This is a genomic window from Paenibacillus bouchesdurhonensis (assembly GCF_900155685.1).
Classification (GTDB): Bacteria; Bacillota; Bacilli; order Paenibacillales; family Paenibacillaceae; genus Fontibacillus; species Fontibacillus bouchesdurhonensis.
The window spans coordinates 994,288-1,013,096 of record NZ_LT732548.1 but is presented as its reverse complement, the minus strand read 5'-3'; the positions used below and the strand labels follow the sequence as shown (position 1 = coordinate 1,013,096).

Annotated in this window: 16 protein-coding genes; 4 read left to right on the top strand and 12 right to left on the bottom strand. The window is 48.9% G+C overall.

What is annotated here, in order from left to right:
• Nucleotides 1–67 precede the first annotated feature (67 nt).
• Nucleotides 68–1,369: an MFS transporter gene (locus tag CZ379_RS08970; protein WP_110931327.1), complete on the top strand. Its 1,302-nt coding sequence runs from the start codon at nt 68–70 to the stop codon at nt 1,367–1,369.
• 204 nt (nt 1,370–1,573) lie between these two features.
• Here CZ379_RS08970 and CZ379_RS08965 read toward each other — a convergent pair whose 3' ends face one another.
• Nucleotides 1,574–2,506: a manganese-dependent inorganic pyrophosphatase gene (locus CZ379_RS08965; protein ID WP_110931326.1), complete on the bottom strand. Its 933-nt coding sequence runs from the start codon at nt 2,504–2,506 to the stop codon at nt 1,574–1,576.
• 233 nt (nt 2,507–2,739) lie between these two features.
• Here CZ379_RS08965 and CZ379_RS08960 point away from each other — a divergent pair, with 233 nt between their 5' ends.
• Nucleotides 2,740–3,423, top strand: coding sequence for a response regulator transcription factor (locus tag CZ379_RS08960; RefSeq protein WP_110931325.1), 684 nt, complete (start codon nt 2,740–2,742; stop codon nt 3,421–3,423).
• Nucleotides 3,420–4,916 (top strand): sensor histidine kinase, encoded by a 1,497-nt coding sequence (locus tag CZ379_RS08955; protein ID WP_110931324.1) that lies wholly within the window; start codon nt 3,420–3,422, stop codon nt 4,914–4,916. Before CZ379_RS08960 ends, CZ379_RS08955 begins: the two co-directional genes overlap by 4 nt.
• A 142-nt stretch (nt 4,917–5,058) precedes the next feature.
• On the opposite strand, the gene hflX is transcribed toward CZ379_RS08955, so the two are convergent.
• Complete coding sequence (gene hflX / locus CZ379_RS08950) at nt 5,059–6,330, bottom strand: GTPase HflX (RefSeq protein ID WP_110931323.1); 1,272 nt, start codon at nt 6,328–6,330, stop codon at nt 5,059–5,061.
• Nucleotides 6,331–6,856: 526 nt separating this feature from the next.
• Here hflX and CZ379_RS08945 point away from each other — a divergent pair.
• Nucleotides 6,857–7,279 carry a DUF2500 domain-containing protein gene (locus tag CZ379_RS08945; RefSeq protein WP_110931322.1) on the top strand — a complete coding sequence of 141 codons (423 nt, stop codon included), beginning with the start codon at nt 6,857–6,859 and terminating at the stop codon, nt 7,277–7,279.
• A 217-nt stretch (nt 7,280–7,496) separates the two neighbouring features.
• Here the strand turns inward: CZ379_RS08945 and CZ379_RS08940 are convergent, their stop codons facing one another.
• The 10 genes from CZ379_RS08940 to CZ379_RS08895 form a co-directional block, all read right to left on the bottom strand.
• On the bottom strand, nt 7,497–8,468 hold the full coding sequence (locus CZ379_RS08940) for a ring-cleaving dioxygenase (RefSeq protein WP_110931321.1): 972 nt from the start codon (nt 8,466–8,468) through the stop codon (nt 7,497–7,499).
• A gap of 90 nt (nt 8,469–8,558) precedes the next feature.
• The gene (locus CZ379_RS08935) at nt 8,559–8,993 is read right to left on the bottom strand and encodes a MarR family winged helix-turn-helix transcriptional regulator (RefSeq protein WP_199925807.1); all 435 of its coding nucleotides are present in this window, start codon (nt 8,991–8,993) and stop codon (nt 8,559–8,561) included.
• A 186-nt stretch (nt 8,994–9,179) separates the two neighbouring features.
• Complete coding sequence (locus tag CZ379_RS08930; protein ID WP_110931319.1) at nt 9,180–10,481, bottom strand: pyrimidine-nucleoside phosphorylase; 1,302 nt, start codon at nt 10,479–10,481, stop codon at nt 9,180–9,182.
• A gap of 60 nt (nt 10,482–10,541) precedes the next feature.
• Nucleotides 10,542–11,249 carry a purine-nucleoside phosphorylase gene (gene deoD / locus CZ379_RS08925; RefSeq protein ID WP_110931318.1) on the bottom strand — a complete coding sequence of 236 codons (708 nt, stop codon included), beginning with the start codon at nt 11,247–11,249 and terminating at the stop codon, nt 10,542–10,544.
• Nucleotides 11,250–11,276: 27 nt separating this feature from the next.
• Nucleotides 11,277–12,458 carry a phosphopentomutase gene (deoB, locus tag CZ379_RS08920; RefSeq protein WP_110931317.1) on the bottom strand — a complete coding sequence of 394 codons (1,182 nt, stop codon included), beginning with the start codon at nt 12,456–12,458 and terminating at the stop codon, nt 11,277–11,279.
• 37 nt (nt 12,459–12,495) lie between these two features.
• Nucleotides 12,496–13,161 carry a deoxyribose-phosphate aldolase gene (gene deoC / locus CZ379_RS08915; RefSeq protein WP_110931316.1) on the bottom strand — a complete coding sequence of 222 codons (666 nt, stop codon included), beginning with the start codon at nt 13,159–13,161 and terminating at the stop codon, nt 12,496–12,498.
• Nucleotides 13,162–13,437: 276 nt separating this feature from the next.
• Entirely contained in the window at nt 13,438–15,537 is a 2,100-nt protein-coding gene (locus CZ379_RS08910) for a glycoside hydrolase family 36 protein (protein ID WP_110931315.1), read from the bottom strand.
• Nucleotides 15,538–15,554: 17 nt separating this feature from the next.
• Nucleotides 15,555–16,400, bottom strand: a complete 846-nt coding sequence (locus CZ379_RS08905) for a carbohydrate ABC transporter permease (protein ID WP_110931314.1) — start codon at nt 16,398–16,400, stop codon at nt 15,555–15,557.
• Nucleotides 16,401–16,429: 29 nt separating this feature from the next.
• Nucleotides 16,430–17,332 carry a carbohydrate ABC transporter permease gene (locus CZ379_RS08900; protein ID WP_110931313.1) on the bottom strand — a complete coding sequence of 301 codons (903 nt, stop codon included), beginning with the start codon at nt 17,330–17,332 and terminating at the stop codon, nt 16,430–16,432.
• Nucleotides 17,333–17,444: 112 nt separating this feature from the next.
• Nucleotides 17,445–18,770, bottom strand: coding sequence for an ABC transporter substrate-binding protein (locus tag CZ379_RS08895; protein ID WP_110931312.1), 1,326 nt, complete (start codon nt 18,768–18,770; stop codon nt 17,445–17,447).
• Between the last annotated feature and the right edge of the window lie 39 nt (nt 18,771–18,809).

Sequence of the window (18,809 nt, the reverse complement as noted above, 5' to 3'; positions counted from 1 at the left end):
GAATTATTGTTGCAAAGGGGCATTCTGCCACTACTAAAAAAACCTATCCCTATTTGAGGTGATTATTATGTCCGTCGCCGCGCAGGCTTCGAATCACGGAAGTTTATTTCGCAATCGATTATATCAAACGATTCTCATCTCAAATGTCCTTCTGCAGATCGGAATTTGGGTCAGAAACTTTGCTATCCTCATGTATGTTACAGATCAAACGAATCAGGATCCGCTGGCAATTTCATTAATATCCGTCGTGGAATTTGCCCCCATATTCGTATTTTCCTTTATTGGCGGTGCATTTGCAGACAGATGGCTTCCCAAACGCACGATTATTTGGTGTGACTTTCTGTCCGCGGCTTCCGTGTTTGCCGTTCTGCTGACGCTGCTGTACGGCTCCTGGGAGGCCATATATTTGGCAACCTTCGTATCTGCCATACTATCGCAATTTTCCCAGCCTTCGGTTATGAAGCTGTTCAAGCAGCACGTTCATCCGGATCAATTGCAGCAGGGCATGGCTTTGTTCCAATCGCTGGTTGCAATCTTCATGGTCGCCGGCCCTGCGCTGGGAATCTACGCCTACCAAAAATTCGGAATTGAAAATTCGATCGCCGTCATGGGCGTCGCCTTCCTGCTCTCCGCCCTCGTCATGTTCCGGCTCCCTCCTGACGAGAAGCCGGAGCACAAGCCGGTACGTACGACAAACATCCGGCAGGAGCTGGTTGATGGTTTTCGCTATGTATGGGGCAGCAAAATTCTTAAGGTGCTGGGGGCAACCTTTGCGATTGCCGGCTTTGCGATCGGAACGATTCAGACCCTTGGGCTGTTCATCGTGACGGAAAGACTAGGCCAGCCTAAGGAGTTCCTGCAGTTCCTGATGATGGTCAACGGCGGTGCTATGTTCATAGGCGGTATTGTAATTATGACGCTAACAAAAAAGTTCGCACCGCAGCTGCTGCTTGCCTTCGGCTTAACGGTCAGTGCCCTATGTATTATCGGTATGGGCTTTTCGACGAGTATTCCTTTGACCTTAACCTTGCAGTTTATCAACGGCCTAACCTTCCCATGCATTCAAATCGGCATTAATACAATGATTCTCCAATGGACGGAGCAATCTTATGTCGGCAGGGTAAACGGTGTACTCAGTCCCATGTTTATGGGGATGATGGTCATTATGATATCTCTGGCTGGACCGCTCAAAAAGGCGTTCCCCCTCGTCGGAATTTACACCGTGTCGGGTATTGTCCTGCTCATCGGCGCGCTTATTCTTGTCCCGATCTTTAAGCATAAGCCTTCTCCGCTCACGACTGGCTCCGCTTCGGCTGCAAGTGTGGGCCCCGGCCCGGATGAAGGTTCGGGTTCGAGTGCAATCGGATAAACGTTAGAATTACGCAAAGTGACGGCTCTTGATGGGCTGATAGGTTTAAACAGAATTAGTTGGACTCATATATACCTTATTACCCTGCCAGATCGGAATACTACACGATTTGAGAAATAAAAAAGAGTCCGGAAGCAGATTGATATGCTCCGGACTCTTTGCTATCGCTATATATTCAGCATCCAATCACGGACAGGGCTACGATTAGCGCTTGTTGAAAATGTCCGTCAAAACCGGTACGATTTGCGATTTGCGGGATACTACGCCCTTCAATACAGCTTTGCTGTCAACGAGCTTGACGCCATAAGCCTCTTCAACCGCAGCCGCGTCTTTGCCGACCGCCAAACCTACGGAATCGTTGTTCAGAATGTCCGTCACCACGAACAGGAACAGATCAAGTCCCTTTTTCTCAACAATAGCTGCCAGAGCAGTCTCCAATTCCGCTTGACGGGACAGTACATCATTCACATCAACCGCGTTGACCTGGGCAATTTCTACTTTGGAACCGCCCATTTCAAACTCCTTCGCATCGAGGGAAATCAGATCTTCAATCGATTTGTCGCTCAGATCAGCGCCTGCTTTGAGCATGTCCAGGCCATACTCTTCCGCGTTTACGCCAGCAATTTCAGCCAACTCACGAGCGGCTGCCACATCCTGCTCCGTGCAAGTCGGGGATTTGAACAGCAAGGAGTCGGAAATAATCGCAGACAGCATCAAGCCTGCAATGTTCGCCGGAACCGCGATTCCATTTTCTTTATACATTTTGTTCAGAATTGTTGCCGTACAGCCGACAGGCTCCGCACGGTAGTACAATGGACCGCTTGTCTCGAAATTGGCAATTCGGTGGTGGTCAATGACCTCGGCAACCCGAACCTGATCGATATCGGATACGCTCTGCTGACGTTCGTTGTGGTCTACGAGAATGACATCCTTCACTTCTCCCGCCACGTTCTCCACGACACGTGGAGCCTTGAAACCGAAACGATCCAAAGCAAACTTCGTTTCCCCATTTACGCTTCCAAGGGCAACAGGCTCTACATTCCAGCCCAGCTTGGATTTCAGATCCGCGTAGGCGATGGCGGAACAAATCGTATCCGTATCCGGATTTTTGTGACCGAAAATCAATACTTTGTCCATCTCAATACTCTCCTTTTACTCATTAACTTAGAAAAGTATATCCTACAAGGCCTCGGACAATCAAGATGATAGAGTCCTAGATTCAAATATTTTACATCAAATATTGCCGTATTCACTCAAAAATCGCTGTCTAATTAAGGAGCAGCTCATAATTTTTTCAGCCTGCTTTCAGAAATATCCCCTATAATAAAAAAAACTAATACGTCAGTCGCTGCAAGAGGAGGCTTCAACCTATGGGTCATCTAAAGGGAATAAAAATATTACTCGTCGACGACGAGCCCCATATCGTGCAATTCCTAGAGCTTGGGCTAATTAACGAAGGATACGAGGTGCAGAGTACGCATGATGGGCTTAGCGCCATTAATCTAGCTACGGAATTTCAGCCTCATATCATCGTCCTTGATGTCATGATGCCGGGCATGGATGGATGGGAGGTCTGTCGACTTCTGAAAAAAAGCGGCATGCACACCTCCATCATTATGCTGACCGCCAAGGATGAAGTGGAGGATCGGGTCAAGGGGCTGACGATCGGTGCGGATGATTATGTGGTCAAGCCGTTCAGCTTTGAAGAGCTGCTGGCCCGCATTGGCGCTCGGCTGCGCAATCAATTCCCAGCCCTGCTCGGGGAAGTGACCATGGGGCCATTCCGCTTGAATGATAAAAAGAAGGAAATTATATACCACGAGCAAGTGCTGGAGCTCTCTCCAACAGAGTACGAACTGCTAAAATATCTTGTGATCAATCACGGCATTGTGCTGAGTAAGACAACCATTTTGGATAAAGTATGGGGATACGACTTTGGCGGCGAAGAGAACATCGTCGAGGTGTACATCCGGTCGTTGCGCGATAAATTAAACGACAAAGAGCACCGCCTCATTCGAACATTGCGCGGTGCCGGGTATCGGGTCGATATATGAGCAGGCTAAAGCTGATCCGCAGCCGCATTCGGAGCGCTGCAGCCCCTCACTCTCTCCGAATCCAGCTATTGTCGCGCTCTTTGCTCGTGCTTGCCGCACTGCTTCTCTTGATCGGTGCATTTCAATACGTGATCATGAAAGACTTCCTATACCGGAATCAGGCTGAGACGATGAGCTCTCAAATACGCGGGCTTCCGAAGGAGCTTTTCGGTATCCCCAGACTTGTTCCTGAACGCTGGAATGTAAACAATATTAACAATCCGGAGCGCCGCCCGCTGCTCTTCCTGCCCGATATGTCGATTGCTTATATTTCGGAGGACGGCGAGTTCATTGATTGGACAGGAACAGCGTCGGGGATGGTATCGCCTCAATTATCCGCTGCGAAATATGACGCTCTGCAAGAGCAATTTAAGCAGAGAGTACACGGCGAATATGAGGTGGTGCAAGATGAGACCGGCCGGGAACAGCTCGTCGTATTTCGTCCGGTCGGGGGTCCTGACAGCCCCGCCGGGCTCATCCAAGTTGGCAAAGATACCGCGCCGCTGCAGAGCATCGTTCTGCGCCAGCTCCTTATCTTCGTCACCCTGTCCGCGCTCGCTCTTGCCTGCGGCCTGATGCTCTATTTGCCATTGCTGCGCCGGACGCTGCATCCGCTGAACCGCATGGTTCGCACCGTAGAGGATATTAATGCCGGCAATCTGGGCATTCGCTTCCCTGCCAGCCAGGGTCAGTCGGAAATTGATGCTCTTGCCCAGTCGTTTAATGGAATGCTTGAGCGGCTTGAGATCTCCTTCGAAGGAGAGCGGGAAGCGAAGGAGCAAATGCGCCGCTTTATCGCCGATGCCTCGCATGAGCTGCGCACGCCGCTCACTTCCATCCATGGATTTCTGGAAGTGCTCCTTCGCGGGGCAGCGGCAAATCCAGAGCAATTGCAGACCTCCCTCAAAAGCATGCTCGGCGAATCCACACGCATGAAGAAGCTGGTTGAGGATTTGCTGCTGCTTGCCAAGTTGGATCGCAAACCTGAATTGGAATTGCAAGAAACGCGGCTGGATTCGCTCATTTCGGAAATGGAGCCTCATTTGCGTATGCTTGCGAAGCAGCGAACCGTGCGCTTTGTCCTAACCGGAGGAGTTAGGGGGATGTACGATGCCAACGCGATCAAACAGGTCATCCTGAACCTGTTCAGCAATGCCGTACAACATACAGATCCCAAACAGGGATTAATTACCGTAACTCTGACCGTTTCGGGCAAGGAAGCCAAACTAATTATCCGCGACAATGGCTGCGGTATTCCGCCAGAGCATCTGCCGCATGTCTTCGATCGATTCTATCGCAGCGACGCTTCACGGACACGAAGCCAGGGAGGAGCGGGTCTCGGGCTCTCCATTACCCAATCGATCGTAGAAGCGCATGGCGGCGGTATTCAGGTCTTTAGCCCGCCTGGGGAAGGCACGGCCTTTGAAGTGAATTTGCCGCTGACGTTGACGTGAAAAGGCCGCAGCTAGAGAACTAACCCATCGAACCAAATCGGTTTGAAGTGGCTCGGCTGACCAAGCTGTTAATATCGTTGTCCCCTGATCAGGCAAAACCCCGGCAATCGCCACAAGGTGCGCTGCCGGGGTCTTTATGATTCTAGCTTTCGGCTTCAATAGCGTATTGCTTGAATTTGTTGTAATCGCTCAGTCTGCACTCCATCGTCAGCTTGGTACCTTCAGCTTCATAGGTGGTAGCCTTGATGTTCGCATTCTCATTGAAATGGGATACGAGCGCGCCTTGATCATACGGAATAAGCATCTCGCAATGGATATAATCCTTAAAAATCGCTTCCTTGATCCGCTGTACCAACGCCTCGATGCCGATTCGCGGCTTGGCAGCGATATAGATCTGATCTTCCTGAATATCGGGTACGGGATGAGCGGTTAGATCGCTCTTGTTGTATGCGTATAGCGTCGGAATATCCGTAATGCCGATTTCCTTCAGCGTTTCGTTCGTAATTTGAATGAGCCGCTCGTATTCCGGATTGCTGTAATCGACGACATGGATCAGCAGATCAGCCTCGGCTACCTCCTCCAGTGTAGAACGGAACGCCTTAACCAGGTGATGCGGAAGCTTGCTTACGAAGCCGACCGTGTCCGTAAGCAAGAAGGCTTTATTATCCGGCAGCGGAATGTTGCGCACCGAAGTCTCCAGCGTCGCAAACAGCATATCCTTCTCAAACACCAGCTTCTCCTGAGCTGGATTATACCGTTCCATCAGCGCGTTCATAATCGTCGATTTGCCAGCGTTAGTGTACCCTACTAGAGACACGACGGGCAGATCATTCTTCTTGCGCTGCTTCCGCTGGGTCTGACGATGTGCCACAAGCACTTCAAGCTCTTTGCTCAGCACCGTAATCTTCTCTTCGATTCGGCGACGATCCAGTTCTAGGCGCGTCTCGCCCGCCCCCCTGTTCTTCGTGCCTACGCCTCCGCTCTGCCGGCCTAAGGACTCCCTCATCCCGACAAGGCGCGGCAGCATGTATTTCAGGTGAGCCACTTCAACCTGAAGCTGAGCCTCCCTCGTCTTGGCGCGCTGCGCAAAAATATCGAGAATAAGCACCGTGCGGTCGATAACCTTGCATTCCAGATCCGCTTCTAGATTGCGGATTTGCGAGGGAGACAGCTCATCGTTGAAAATGACGAGATTCGCCTCCTCCCCTTCGATGAGCCCGCGAACTTCACTTATTTTTCCTGTCCCGATGTAATGGGATTTATTTACCTTCGGCAAATTTTGCGTTAACGTACCTGCGACTTCAATATGGCAGGCCTTCGTCAAATTAGCCAGCTCTTCCATGGAGTAATCGAAATCCTCCTGATGGTTTAAGTTAACTCCGACCAGAATTGCCTTCTGCTGCAATTGTTCCATACAAACATAACCTCCTCCGACAATCAATGTCGAGTTGTATCTCTTAAGTTCCTAACTTGAATGCCTCGTGATCAAAAGTTTAAGGGGAAAAGAAAGACACAGGCGTTACCCTGTGTCATTGCAAACAAGAACATTAACCAGCGTCAAGCCTACGGCAAATAGCGCTTACCGTAAGCGACGTCAGGCAAAGTTGGCATATTCTATTATAAAGATCCCCTTTATGACAGCACACCTCTCCCGTTTGCTCTGCACAGGGCAGAGCCTTTGAGCACTATTCAATTAGCCGCGCAAAGTGGTAAAACGGGATCTAATGTAAATCACAGGGAACCCTCCGTTCTTTTCAAAAGTATTATTATATTAACATATTTTGCAAAGCCACACAACGCAGTTGGCAAGCTGTTCTGCATTCTACCCGTATTTTTATGCTGCGCGGGGCAAGTCTATGTTCCATCTTATCCGAATAATAAAACATTATACGAAACCAATTGCGTTTCTATTGCGTTTATATTGTGAAGGGGGCATGAACATGTCTGATTTTGGCTTTTCACCTTTTGGAGGGGGATTTTTCGATACGATGTCTACTCTGTTTCCGATTATATTTATCGTTGTATTTGGAATCATCGTCGCTACATTTATCTCAAACGGGGTAAAATACGCCCAAAATAAACGCTCTCCCCAAAGATCCGTATTCGCTACCATCGTATCTAAACGGACGTATGTGGAGCATCATTCCAGCCATCACGCGAACGATCACATGCACTCCTCCTCATCGCGAACCCACTACTACATTACCCTGCAATTCGACAACGGAGAACGCAGAGAATATCTAGACGTTAAGAACCTGTACGGTATGGTCGCCGAGGGAGATACCGGATATGCTCTCGTTCAAGGGGAGTGGATTGTGGCGTTTGAGCGCAGCTTAGAGAGAAGCCATCAGGGGGCTTATTGAACTCATTCCCAAAATATAGCCGTCAAAAGCTGAAAATATTAAAAAATGTACAGCCCAAATAGCAAGCCCAGCAGCACAAATTCGGTAAAATCGAACTAATGGGCACATAGCCTGATATGCCTATTTAATAGCCAACCGTGGCTCTCTCTTAACGGTTGGCCTTATTAGCGTTTTTTTATTGGAACGTGGAGAGCCGGCATTCGAGAAGCGCCTTAACTTATTGCACGGTATCCAGCGGCTTCAAATAAGCCTCGATCTGTTCGCGTCTGGGCTCCAGAAACGGCGGGAGAGCGAGCGCTTCGCCCAAATGCTCGATATCCTCGTCCGTGTCAAAGCCAGGCCCGTCGGTTGCGATTTCAAACAAAATACCATTCGGCTCTCTAAAGTACAACGAGCGGAAATAAAAGCGATCCACGTAGCCGGAGCTTGCTATTCTCGCAGCTTTTAGCTGAGAAACCCAGGCGTGCAGTTCCTCCTCATTCTCGACACGGAAAGCCACGTGATGTACTCCGCCTCGGCCTAGGTGTTCTTTTGGTAGGTCATTCCGCTCCTCGATATGCACTTCGGCTCCCGTGCCGCCTTCCCCAGTCTCAAACACTTGAATATCCGCCTGTCCGGCTATGCTGGACGGATATTCCCCTTTCTTCCTAAAGCCCATAAGCTTAGTCAGCACAGAGGTTGTTAACTCGGCATTCGCCACGGTTAGTTGCACCGGGCCCAGGCCCGTAATGCCGTATTCAGCCGGAACACTGCTTTTCTCCCAAGGCTTGCCGCCCTCGACGCCCTCATTGCCTTCATCGGAAACGAGGACTAATCTTTGACCCTCAAAGTCGGCGAAAGACAGTGTTGCTCTGCCTGCCCGCTCGGTAATTTCTCCTCGCTCCACGCCATGCTCATCCAGTCTTTTACTCCAATAAGCTAATGCAGCGTCATTTGGAACCCGTAAAGAAATAGCCGAAATGCTATCATTCCCATCCCGGTTACGGCCCGCCGTCGGGATTTCAAAGAATGTCAGCTCCGTCCCTGGATTCCCCCTCCCGTCTCCATAAAACAGGTGATATACGGAGGGGTCATCCTGGTTCACCGTCTTCTTAACCAGCCGCAATCCCAATACATTCGTATAAAACTTAAAATTATTCTGAGCGCTCGCCGTAATGGCCGATACGTGGTGAATTCCTTTGAAATGCATCATTCATCCCTCCATGTTCGTGAGATTATACGTGGATTATTCATTCGCTGCTTGCATGTCTCTATTCATATCTGCATGAATCGATAGCAGCTACCCTTCCTTGAGCGAGGTTTGCTGCACCTTCCGCAACAAGTTGATGAGTTGTTTCTTCTCTTCCAGTTCTAGGCCATCGAATTGCGATGCCTGGAATTGTTCCTGGGCGGGAACAACCTCATTAAACAGCTTGCGCCCCTGTTCGGTTAAAAACAAAGACTTGGTCTTCCAAGATTGCTTCCTCGTAACCCAGCCCAACTGTTCCATCTTCGAGAGCAGCTGCGTAATATTCCCCTTGGTAACAAGCAGCTTATCCGCCAACTCCTGCTGGGTAAGGCCTTCATGTGAACCGATTTGTACCAGACAATCGAATTGCGCCGCCGTCAAATCCCAGGCTTTCAAATGCTGGTTCGAAGCCCGCAGGCTCTGACTATAAATTCGGGATAGCCGGTACCATATAAGCAGCCCAGAACGCTCCTCTTTCCGTTCCATTCCCATTTGCCTTCACCTCCATTCAAAATGAAGCGATTTATGCAGTAAATTCAGTTTGGATATCCGTCTTGTTGTCATCAGTTTATAACTAAACTGATAACTTGTCAAACTACTTATATAAACAGTGGAGTAATACAAAAAAATCTGCCCTCCATCTGGGGAGGACAGATTCCAGCGGAATACACCCTACTCGGTTACAATGCCATGAATGAGCGTAGGTGCGGCTGCCTGCTCGGCAATCGTGATGTTCGCATAAATTTTCTCGATAACTTCAGCGACATTTTCCCGGTTCGCGTGAATCGTCACGAGAGACTCCCCCTTCGCTACCTTGTCGCCGATTTTCTTGTTCAGCATCAGGCCAACCGCAAGGTCGATCTCGGAATCCTTTGTGGCTCTCCCCGCTCCAAGAAGCATCGCAGCGGTACCGATTTCATCGGCAACAATGGAGGCTACGACTCCGGCGCTCTTCGCCGGCACTTCAATTTGATAAGCAGCGGTCGGCAATTTACCCGGATCATCGACAATAGAGGCGTCTCCGCCTTGATTTGCGATGAATTCTTTGAATTTATCCAGCGCCTTTCCGCTGCGTATAGCCTCTCTCAGCTTCTCTTCCGCTTCCTCCAGAGAAGCAGCTTTGCCTGCCAAGAAGACCATCTGGCAGCCCAGAGCGAGACACAGCTCCTCCAAGTCCTTCGGTCCGCTGCCGCGAAGAGTGGCGATCGCTTCGCGAACCTCCAAGGCGTTGCCGATCGCCGCACCAAGCGGCTGGCTCATGTCGGAGATGACGGCCATCGTTCTGCGGCCGACATTGTTGCCGATGCTAACCATGGCATGAGCGAGCTCCCCGGCATCCTCCACAGTTTTCATAAATGCGCCAGCGCCTGTCTTCACATCCAGGACGATCGCATCCGCGCCTGCCGCAATTTTCTTGCTCATGATAGAGCTGGCGATGAGCGGGATTGAATCGACGGTCGCCGTCACATCGCGCAGCGCGTAGAGCTTCTTGTCGGCCGGCGTCAGATTGCCGCTTTGGCCGACGATCGCGATTTTATGTTCGTTTACGAGCTTCACGAACTCCTCTTTGCCGATCTCAACATGGAAGCCAGAGATGGCTTCCAGTTTATCGATCGTCCCGCCCGTGTGGCCAAGTCCCCGGCCTGACATCTTGACCACGGGGATGTCCAGCGCGGCGACAAGCGGAGCCAGCACCAGTGTTGTCGTATCGCCCACGCCTCCGGTGGAATGCTTGTCAACCTTCACGCCTTCAATCGCTGACAGATCGATCGTATCGCCGGAGTGAACCATTGCCATCGTTAAGTCAGCTCGCTCCCGCTCGCTCATATCCTTGAAAAATATCGCCATGGCCAAAGCGCTTACCTGATAGTCGGGAATCTCGTCCCGCGTATAGCCCTCAATAATGAAATTAATTTCCTTGGTAGACAGTTCCTGACCATCGCGCTTCTTCTCAATCAAATCCACCATTCTCATCGCTGATTCTCCTCACTATGAATACTAAGCCGCGAATATGAAACATTGTGATACTAGAAGCTACAATGAAATAGCCGTCTCCAGCGCCACTTCCATCATGTCATGGAATGTCGTCTGGCGCTCCTCGGCCGTGGTTTCTTCTCCGGTGAGCAGATGATCGCTCACGGTGAGTATCGTCAATGCGTTCACGCCGAATTTGGCGGCAATTGTATAAAGGGCCGTCGTCTCCATCTCGACGCCGAGCACTCCGTAATCCATCAGCTTCTGGACAACGGTTTTGTCGTCGCGGTAGAACACATCCGAGGTGAAGACATTGCCGACATGCATGTTCAGCCCCTTGGCCACGCCGCGTTCATACGCCCTCTTAAGCAGTTGGAAGCTAGCGATTGGCGAGTAATCATAGCCGCCAAAGGCATGGCGATTAATGCTGGAATCCGTGCACGCCGCCTGAGCGAGAATAACCTCCCGAACCCGAACATGCTCCTGCATCGCCCCGCATGTACCTACGCGCATTAGATTTTTGACGCCGTATTCCTGAATTAGCTCATGAACATAAATTCCGATCGATGGAATGCCCATCCCTGTCCCCTGCACGGATACCCGTTTGCCTTGATACGTCCCCGTAAAACCCAGCATCCCCCGCACCTCGTTATAGCAAGTTACATCGCTTAAATAAGTTTCCGCAATATATTTCGCCCGCAGCGGGTCACCTGGCAACAGAATCGTATCTGCAATATCTCCTTGCTTTGCACCAATGTGTACGCTCATCCTGGCTTCCTCCTCAACATTTGAATTTTATTTCAAATCCGTCAAAAAGCTTGCCCCATGCTCCGGCATTTTCACGCCAAAATTCTCCGCCACCGTCGCCCCGATATCCGCAAAGGTTTTACGCAGCGGCAACTCCTTGCCTGCCCCGGTAAAGGATTTCGAGTACACCAGCAGGGGCACGTATTCGCGCGTATGATCCGTTCCCTTGTACGTCGGGTCGTTGCCATGATCCGCGGTAATAATCAGCAAGTCATCGTCCTGCAGCTGTTCGAACACTTCTGGAAGCCGGGCATCATATTCCTCAAGCGCCTGACCGTAGCCCTCCGGATTGCGCCGATGGCCGTATACGGCATCGAAATCGACCAGGTTCACGAAGGACAGTCCTTTGAACGGTGTCTTGATCGTCTCGATCAACTTGTCCATCCCGTCCATATTGGATACGGTGCGCACCGCCTTGGTCACCCCTTCCCCGTCATAAATATCGGAGATTTTACCCAGAGCAATCACGTCGAAGCCGCTGTCCTTCAGCTCATTCATCGTCGTACGGCCAAACGGCTTCAGAGCGTAATCATGCCGATTTGATGTCCGAGTAAAGCCCCCCGGCTCGCCCACAAACGGACGCGCTATTATCCGGCCCAGCATGTAAGGATCATCCAAAGTGATTTCACGGCAGAACTCGCAAATCTCATATAGCTCCTTGAGCGGTACAACCTCTTCATGGGCAGCGATTTGCAAGACAGAGTCGGCAGAAGTATACACAATCAAAGCGCCCGTCTTCATATGCTCTTCGCCCAGCTCGTCGATAATTTCGGTGCCGCTAGCCGGCTTATTGCCAATGACCTTGCGCCCTGTTTTCTCTTCGATACGATGAATAAGCTCATCCGGAAAGCCTTCCGGAAACACGCGGAACGGGGTATCGATATATAGCCCCATGATTTCCCAATGCCCGGTCATCGTATCTTTGCCTCGCGATGCTTCCTGCATCTTCGTATAATACGCCAACGGCTTATCCGCTTTGGGTACGCCCTGGATCTGCTCTATATTGGACAAACCGAGCTTTGCCATGTTCGGCATATTCAACCCGCCGCATGCTTCTGCGATATGTCCAAGCGTATCTGAGCCTACATCATCGAACTCAGCAGCATCCGGCGCTTCGCCTATACCTACGGAATCAAGTACAATGAGGTGTATTCTTTTGAATTTAGCCATGCTCACTGCTTCCTTTCTGCGCTATGATGTTATTTTGTCAATAGGAACCCGTTCCCTGCTCGCCCTTCGCAATTTGTACACCTGAGCTTGCACCGATGCGGGTTGCACCGGCCTCTACCATTTTATTTACGTCGTCCAAGCTGCGAACTCCTCCCGAAGCCTTAACGCCTACGTTCGGGCCTACGGTACGGCGCATGAGAGCGACATCCTCTGCCGTAGCGCCGCCGCCCTGGAATCCCGTAGATGTCTTTACAAAATGAGCGCCAGCCAGAACGGCTAACTCGCAGGCCCTTACTTTCTCATCATCTGTGAGCAGGGCGGTCTCTATGATTACTTTAACCAGAGCCTTACCGGCAGCCGCATCCACAACGGCTTTAATATCATGAAGCACGGCAGCTTCATCTCTGGATTTCAGTGCCCCGATATTGATTACCATATCGATCTCTGCAGCACCGTTGTTAATCGCATCGGCTGTCTCATAAGCCTTTGCCTTTGATGTAGCGGCGCCCAGCGGAAAACCGATGACTGTACATACCTTCACTTCGCTGCCGGACAGTTGCTCCGCCGCGTAGGCTACCCATACCGGATTCACGCACACCGAAGCAAAGCCATATTCCTTGGCTTCCTCCGCAAGCTTCCGGATTTCCTCCTTCGTCGCATCCGACCGCAGCAGCGTGTGATCAATCATTCCAGCTATACTCATATCAATCCGCTCCTTCTTTTCTATCGTTTGTATTGATGCATCAAATAATGCACGCCTTACTCGCCTGAATTGTCTTAATACCATTTTAACACTCGGCTGAACATATGTATAAGAAGCATGAATGTCAGAGATACGACCTTACAATTCCTCCATTCATATTGATCGTATCTTTCGATTCACTTGTATCCACGCATGGGGGGAAACGACAAAAAAACCGCGATAGTTCAAAGAATATGAACATCGCGGCTTTTACTATTACCATGCAATTTATTATCGCTAGCTTAACTCGATCTCAAACAACCTAGCCGCCCTGTTTACAGGAATTGAGATGCTTAAGGTTCCAGAGGTTCGGTTCCAGTGCCATTCAGCTCCGCCATCCGAAGGATAAGCAAGCTTAATTTCGGCAGAATGCCCTGCCGCACCGGAAATCGGGAACGAGGCGGTTGAGGCGCCATCCATTCTCCATACCGCAAGGAACAAGCGGTTTCCATCACGTATGCCGTAGCTAAGCCACGGATCATTCAGCCTTGGCAGACCATTCGGCCAAAAAGGCAGTCCCGCTTTAATATGATGACGAATCTGCTTATAATAAGCGATACCTTCTTTTACATAGCCAAGTCCTTGCTGACTGATCTCGGCTAAGTGTCCGCTTTGATGAATACGGAGCAGCATGCTGTTGATCATATTCATCACAACGGCCTCGCGGTCAGCATCCCGCAACGGATAAGACCATACCGCGCATTGCTCCGGCGTAACGAGAGAAGCAGAAGCGGCGGCAATAGCTGCATTTTTTAAGTAATCGGTCTGATCACTGCTTGACTGAATGCTATGACGGCTAAGCATCGCATAATCCAGTCTCATTCCACCGCTGCCGCAATTTTCAATGACAAGCTCTGGATATCGCTCGAACACCTGATCCAGCCAGGACAAATATGCCCTGTTATGCCCTAACAGCCCGTCGCCAAAGCTGTCCGCATCTACCTCCGTGCCGATCCCTGCATTAATGTTATAGTCCATCTTAATATAGCCAACACCATATTCCCGAACAAGTCGGTCGATAACCTCATCGGCATATGCTCTTACTTCCGGGTTACGATAGTCCAGCTGATATCGGGAATGGTCGATAACGCGCTTTCCGTGACGAATAAAGAACCATTCATCCGGCACCTTCGCTGCCGTAACACACTGCACACCCATTACCTCAAGCTCAAGCCACAAGCCAGGAACCATACCCTTGTGCCGGATATAATCTATAACTTCCCTGATTCCGCCGGGGAACCTTTCATTAGAAGGCAGCCACTCCCCTACACCATCCCACCAATAGCCATCAGAATACCAGCCACAGTCAATGCAATAATATTCACAGCCAGCTTCAGCGGCTGCGTCAATTAGCGGGATAAGCTTCTCTGTCGTTGGATCACCAAACAGACAATTCATATAATCATTGAAAATAACAGGCAACTGCTCATTATCCTCATTTAGCCTGCGAATCCTGCGGCGATACTTCGTCAACACATCAACACCTTGCTGTAAGCCGCCAGATACGGCCCCTACGGCTGCTGGCACAGTCTCAAAATGCTCGCCAGGCTCAAGCTGCTTCCACCAATGGTGTTCATTTTCAGTTGGACCGCTAAGCTGAATGTACAGCTCCTCCGTCATATCACTAATTTCAAAATGCCATGAGCCATTATGCTCAATCTGCCAGATGAGTCCCTCCCCAGTCTCTACATTTTCAAGAAACGCCATTGGGGCATATTGAGAAGAAGACCAGGTCCCTGTACTGCTGTAAGATAATCGTTTCATTGAAAATTCATTTACTGTGTTCAGCCCCAGTTCAGGAAGCTTGTTAGCTTGCCACTGTGCCTCCCCATACCACGTATTATGCGGAATATGAAGACGTATTTTCTGATCTCGCCCACTCACTCCATGCTTATCAAACCCCGTATAGGCGAAAGACGACACATATTCAACACCAATCTTCTCCGTTCCACTATTCTCAAGCACATTCCATACCTTAACGATCGGCAATCCATCATAGAACTGAATGTGACTGCTTACGAGCAGGCATGTAGCCCCGTCATCCTGCAAATGGAACACGAGCTTACGCCCTGTCTCATTTCTAAGATCCTCCATATGCTGCAGCTTCAGACGTTTGCCGGGCAATGTCCCTGTATGCTTCGAACCGTGGTGATCGTCATGATTCTCACCGGACACATGTACCTCAATAAATCGGTGCTTGGCTTTGCGCTTATCATCCCAGCCTTCGAACAACGTTGTCGGATGATCACCGAAATGCAGCAATCGCAAATCCTTGTCTTCTGTCACCTCAAACCACAAATGCAGCCCATTTTCATAAATATGAATGTTCTCAGCCACTAAGACTTCCTCCTTCATTACCCTTTCACTGAGCCAGATGTCATTCCTTCAACTATGAAGCGCTGTAAAAAAATAAACAATATAATAACCGGCAGTACACTCAATACGGAAGACGCCATCAAGCTCCCCCAGTCGGTCTGATACAGCCCTCTGAATAAGCTAATTCCTGGTGTTAATGTCCGATGCGACTCATCGTTAATGAACACGAAGCCGAACATAAATTCATTCCATGAATTGAGAAAAGCAAACAAGGACGTGGACACCAAACTTGGCAGCGAAACAGGCAGTAATATTCGGAAAATAATACCGATTTTGGAGCAGCCATCAATTTCGGCCGCCTCCTCCATCTCAAATGGCACCCCGTCAAAGAAGCTCTTCATCATGAACGTACATAACGGAACCGTAAATGTTGTATACGCCAAAATAAGCGACAAATGCGTGTTAATCAAGCCCATATTACTCATAATCAAATAAAGTGGAAGCAGAAGCAACACGCCAGGAATCATTTGTGACATCAGCATCAGTACACTGAATATCTTAATACCGCGGAATCGAAAGTAACGGCTTAAGGTGTACCCGGCAAAAATCGAAATAATGATTGCGGTTAGCGTTGTAACTACGGAAACGAACAAGCTATTTTTGAAAAATGTCAGGAATGCCGAGTTGTTCAGGACATTATCAAAGTGCATAAAGGTAGGGGCATCTGTCCAAAAGCTTGGCGTTATTGATCGAATTTCATTAGGTGGCTTAATGGATGTAACGAACATCCACAAGAACGGAAAAACGCAATACAATGCAAATCCGATCAGTACCACATAAGTTACAGCCTGCAAAAAGTTTTTCTTTCTTTTACTCATCAGCATTGATGTTCACACTCCATCCTTCGGAAGCTCTAATTCCTATTCTTTCTTGATGTGTAAAAATAATATAGTATAAATCCGCTAAGCATAAATCCAAGCATCATTGAAGCCAGTGCGGATGCGTTTCCAAAGTTATACTCCTGCATAGCATAGCGATAGATCATTATCGGCAGCGTCTCCGAGGAATGCAGTGGTCCGCCTTCACTCATAATCCAAATAAAGTCAAAATTGACCGCCGTCCAAATAATGTGAACAAAAATAATTGTAATTGAGACGGTTTTTAGCTGTGGCATTACAATTTTGAAAAACCGCTGTCTTACCCCCGCCCCATCAATCGCTGCAGCCTCCAGCACGTCGCGGGATACCGATTGCAAACCTCCCAATAAAGTAATCGTATAGAACGGGAAGCTGCGCCAGATGTTTACAAACACAATCGTAAGCAGAGCTGTATCCATCTCACCAAGCCAATATACAGGCTCATCAATAATGCCGAGACTTGTGAGCCAATAGTTTATAATTCCGTAATCCGGGGACAGCATCCAATCCCAAGTTAACCCTGCTACCACAATCGGTACAATCCACGGAATGATAACAAGCGCACGGAAGAAGGTTCTTCCCTTCACATTTTGATTCAGTGCTACTGCTGATATTAGACCAAGAATGTACTCGCCTGCTACAGACAGCACCGTCCAAATAATCGTGTTGCGCAGCGCATCCATAAAGTATTCGTTTGAAATAACCTCTTTATAGTTCTCCAAGCCAGCAAAGCCGCTAACCGCCTTGTTAAGCAAATGCTTAATTTGAAAGCTATCCCATAAGACGCCTAGAAGCGGATAAGCATTTAGCAACACAAAGAACAACAGAGCAGGCAAGGCATACCAGTATGCAATGCGCCGAAATCTTCTTTCTCTTAGAGTCATTGTTGCTTTCTTCATTGTTCTCACCACGTTTTATAAGATAGAAAAACAAGCATAGCCCTAGATCATTCGTTCTGTTCTATGCTTGTTTTTCTTCTGTGTCTATATTTGAAGCAATAACATGTTGGATCTACTGCGCACTTAGCTCTCCTGTCTTTTTCAGACTGTCATTAATCGCACCGGACAACCACAATGCAACATCCTCCGGCTTCTCATTTTTCAGCAATGCTTTAGCTAGTGCATCCTTCATCACGTTCGTAACACCACCAAGTGAAACGGGTGGGAACACTACCCCTGTTTCTGCCAGTGCCATGAAATCACTGCCCCAAGGACTATCACTAATCACGTCTGAACGGGGAGCTTCATTCAGGTTGACCGCACTTTGATATTCTTTACTCAGCAAAAACTTAGCAAACTCCCATGTTGCATCAGCATTTTCTGTTTTATATAAGAACAATGGTGCTACTTCCATAAATGTAGCTGGTGTTTTGTTGTACATAGGTGGTGCAATCTTCACATCTGCCATTTCTTCTGGCTGTGATGCCTCATAGGTTTGCATCCATGAACCGTTTACAACCATAGCGTACTGACCCAGTGCAAAGTTCTGATCCTCTTCTTCCCAGCCCCAGGTTTTTGCATCAGACTTAATCGTTTTAGTGCTCAGCATATCCCTATAAAATTGGAACACTTCAGCGGCTCTTGCAAGCTGATCAGGATTGTCCGCCCATGTATTTTTGTATTTATCATCACTCATTTTCTCTGCAACGACTAAATCATTTTGTGCGAGGTACATAATCAGCTCTTGTGGAGAACGAACTCCCGCACCTGCAATACCGAACGCCTCTTTACCTGTTTTCTCTTTAATAACTGGTCCCATCTCAAGAAGCTCGTCCCATGTAGCAGGTGGCTGATCATACCCAGCTTCCTTCAAAATATCTTCATGGTACAGCAACGAACGAATCCCCAGGTAATTTGGAAGAGCCTTCAATTTGCCGTCAACAGTAAACGATTCAATAACATTGGTATAGAACATTTCTTTCTCGTCCCAGCGGTTAAAATAATCGGTTAAATCCAGCAGTGCATCAAATTGATTGAATTCACCGAACCATTCACTTAACCCCCAGCTAATATCCGGAGCATCGCCTGCATTAACAGCAGCTACCAGCTTATCATGCATGACATCGTAAGAAATAACCTGCATGTTAATGTCGATATCATCACGACTGGCATCAAATTCCTCAACGAGCTGCTTGATCGTCTTACCTTCCTCTGAGCTCGGATCGAGTGCAGACCAGAAGTTTAATGTGACAGCCTTTGCAGCAGCAGTATTATTTGTGCTGGAGCTATTCTCCGAGCCTGAACCTCCATTTCCTGCTTTATTGCTGCCTCCACCACACCCAGCAAGAACCCCTAACAACAATACAAAAGATAGCATTAAGGATAGTTTCTTTTTCATGTCTAGGTGATCCCCCTTTCTTAATACGTTTTTTCTTTG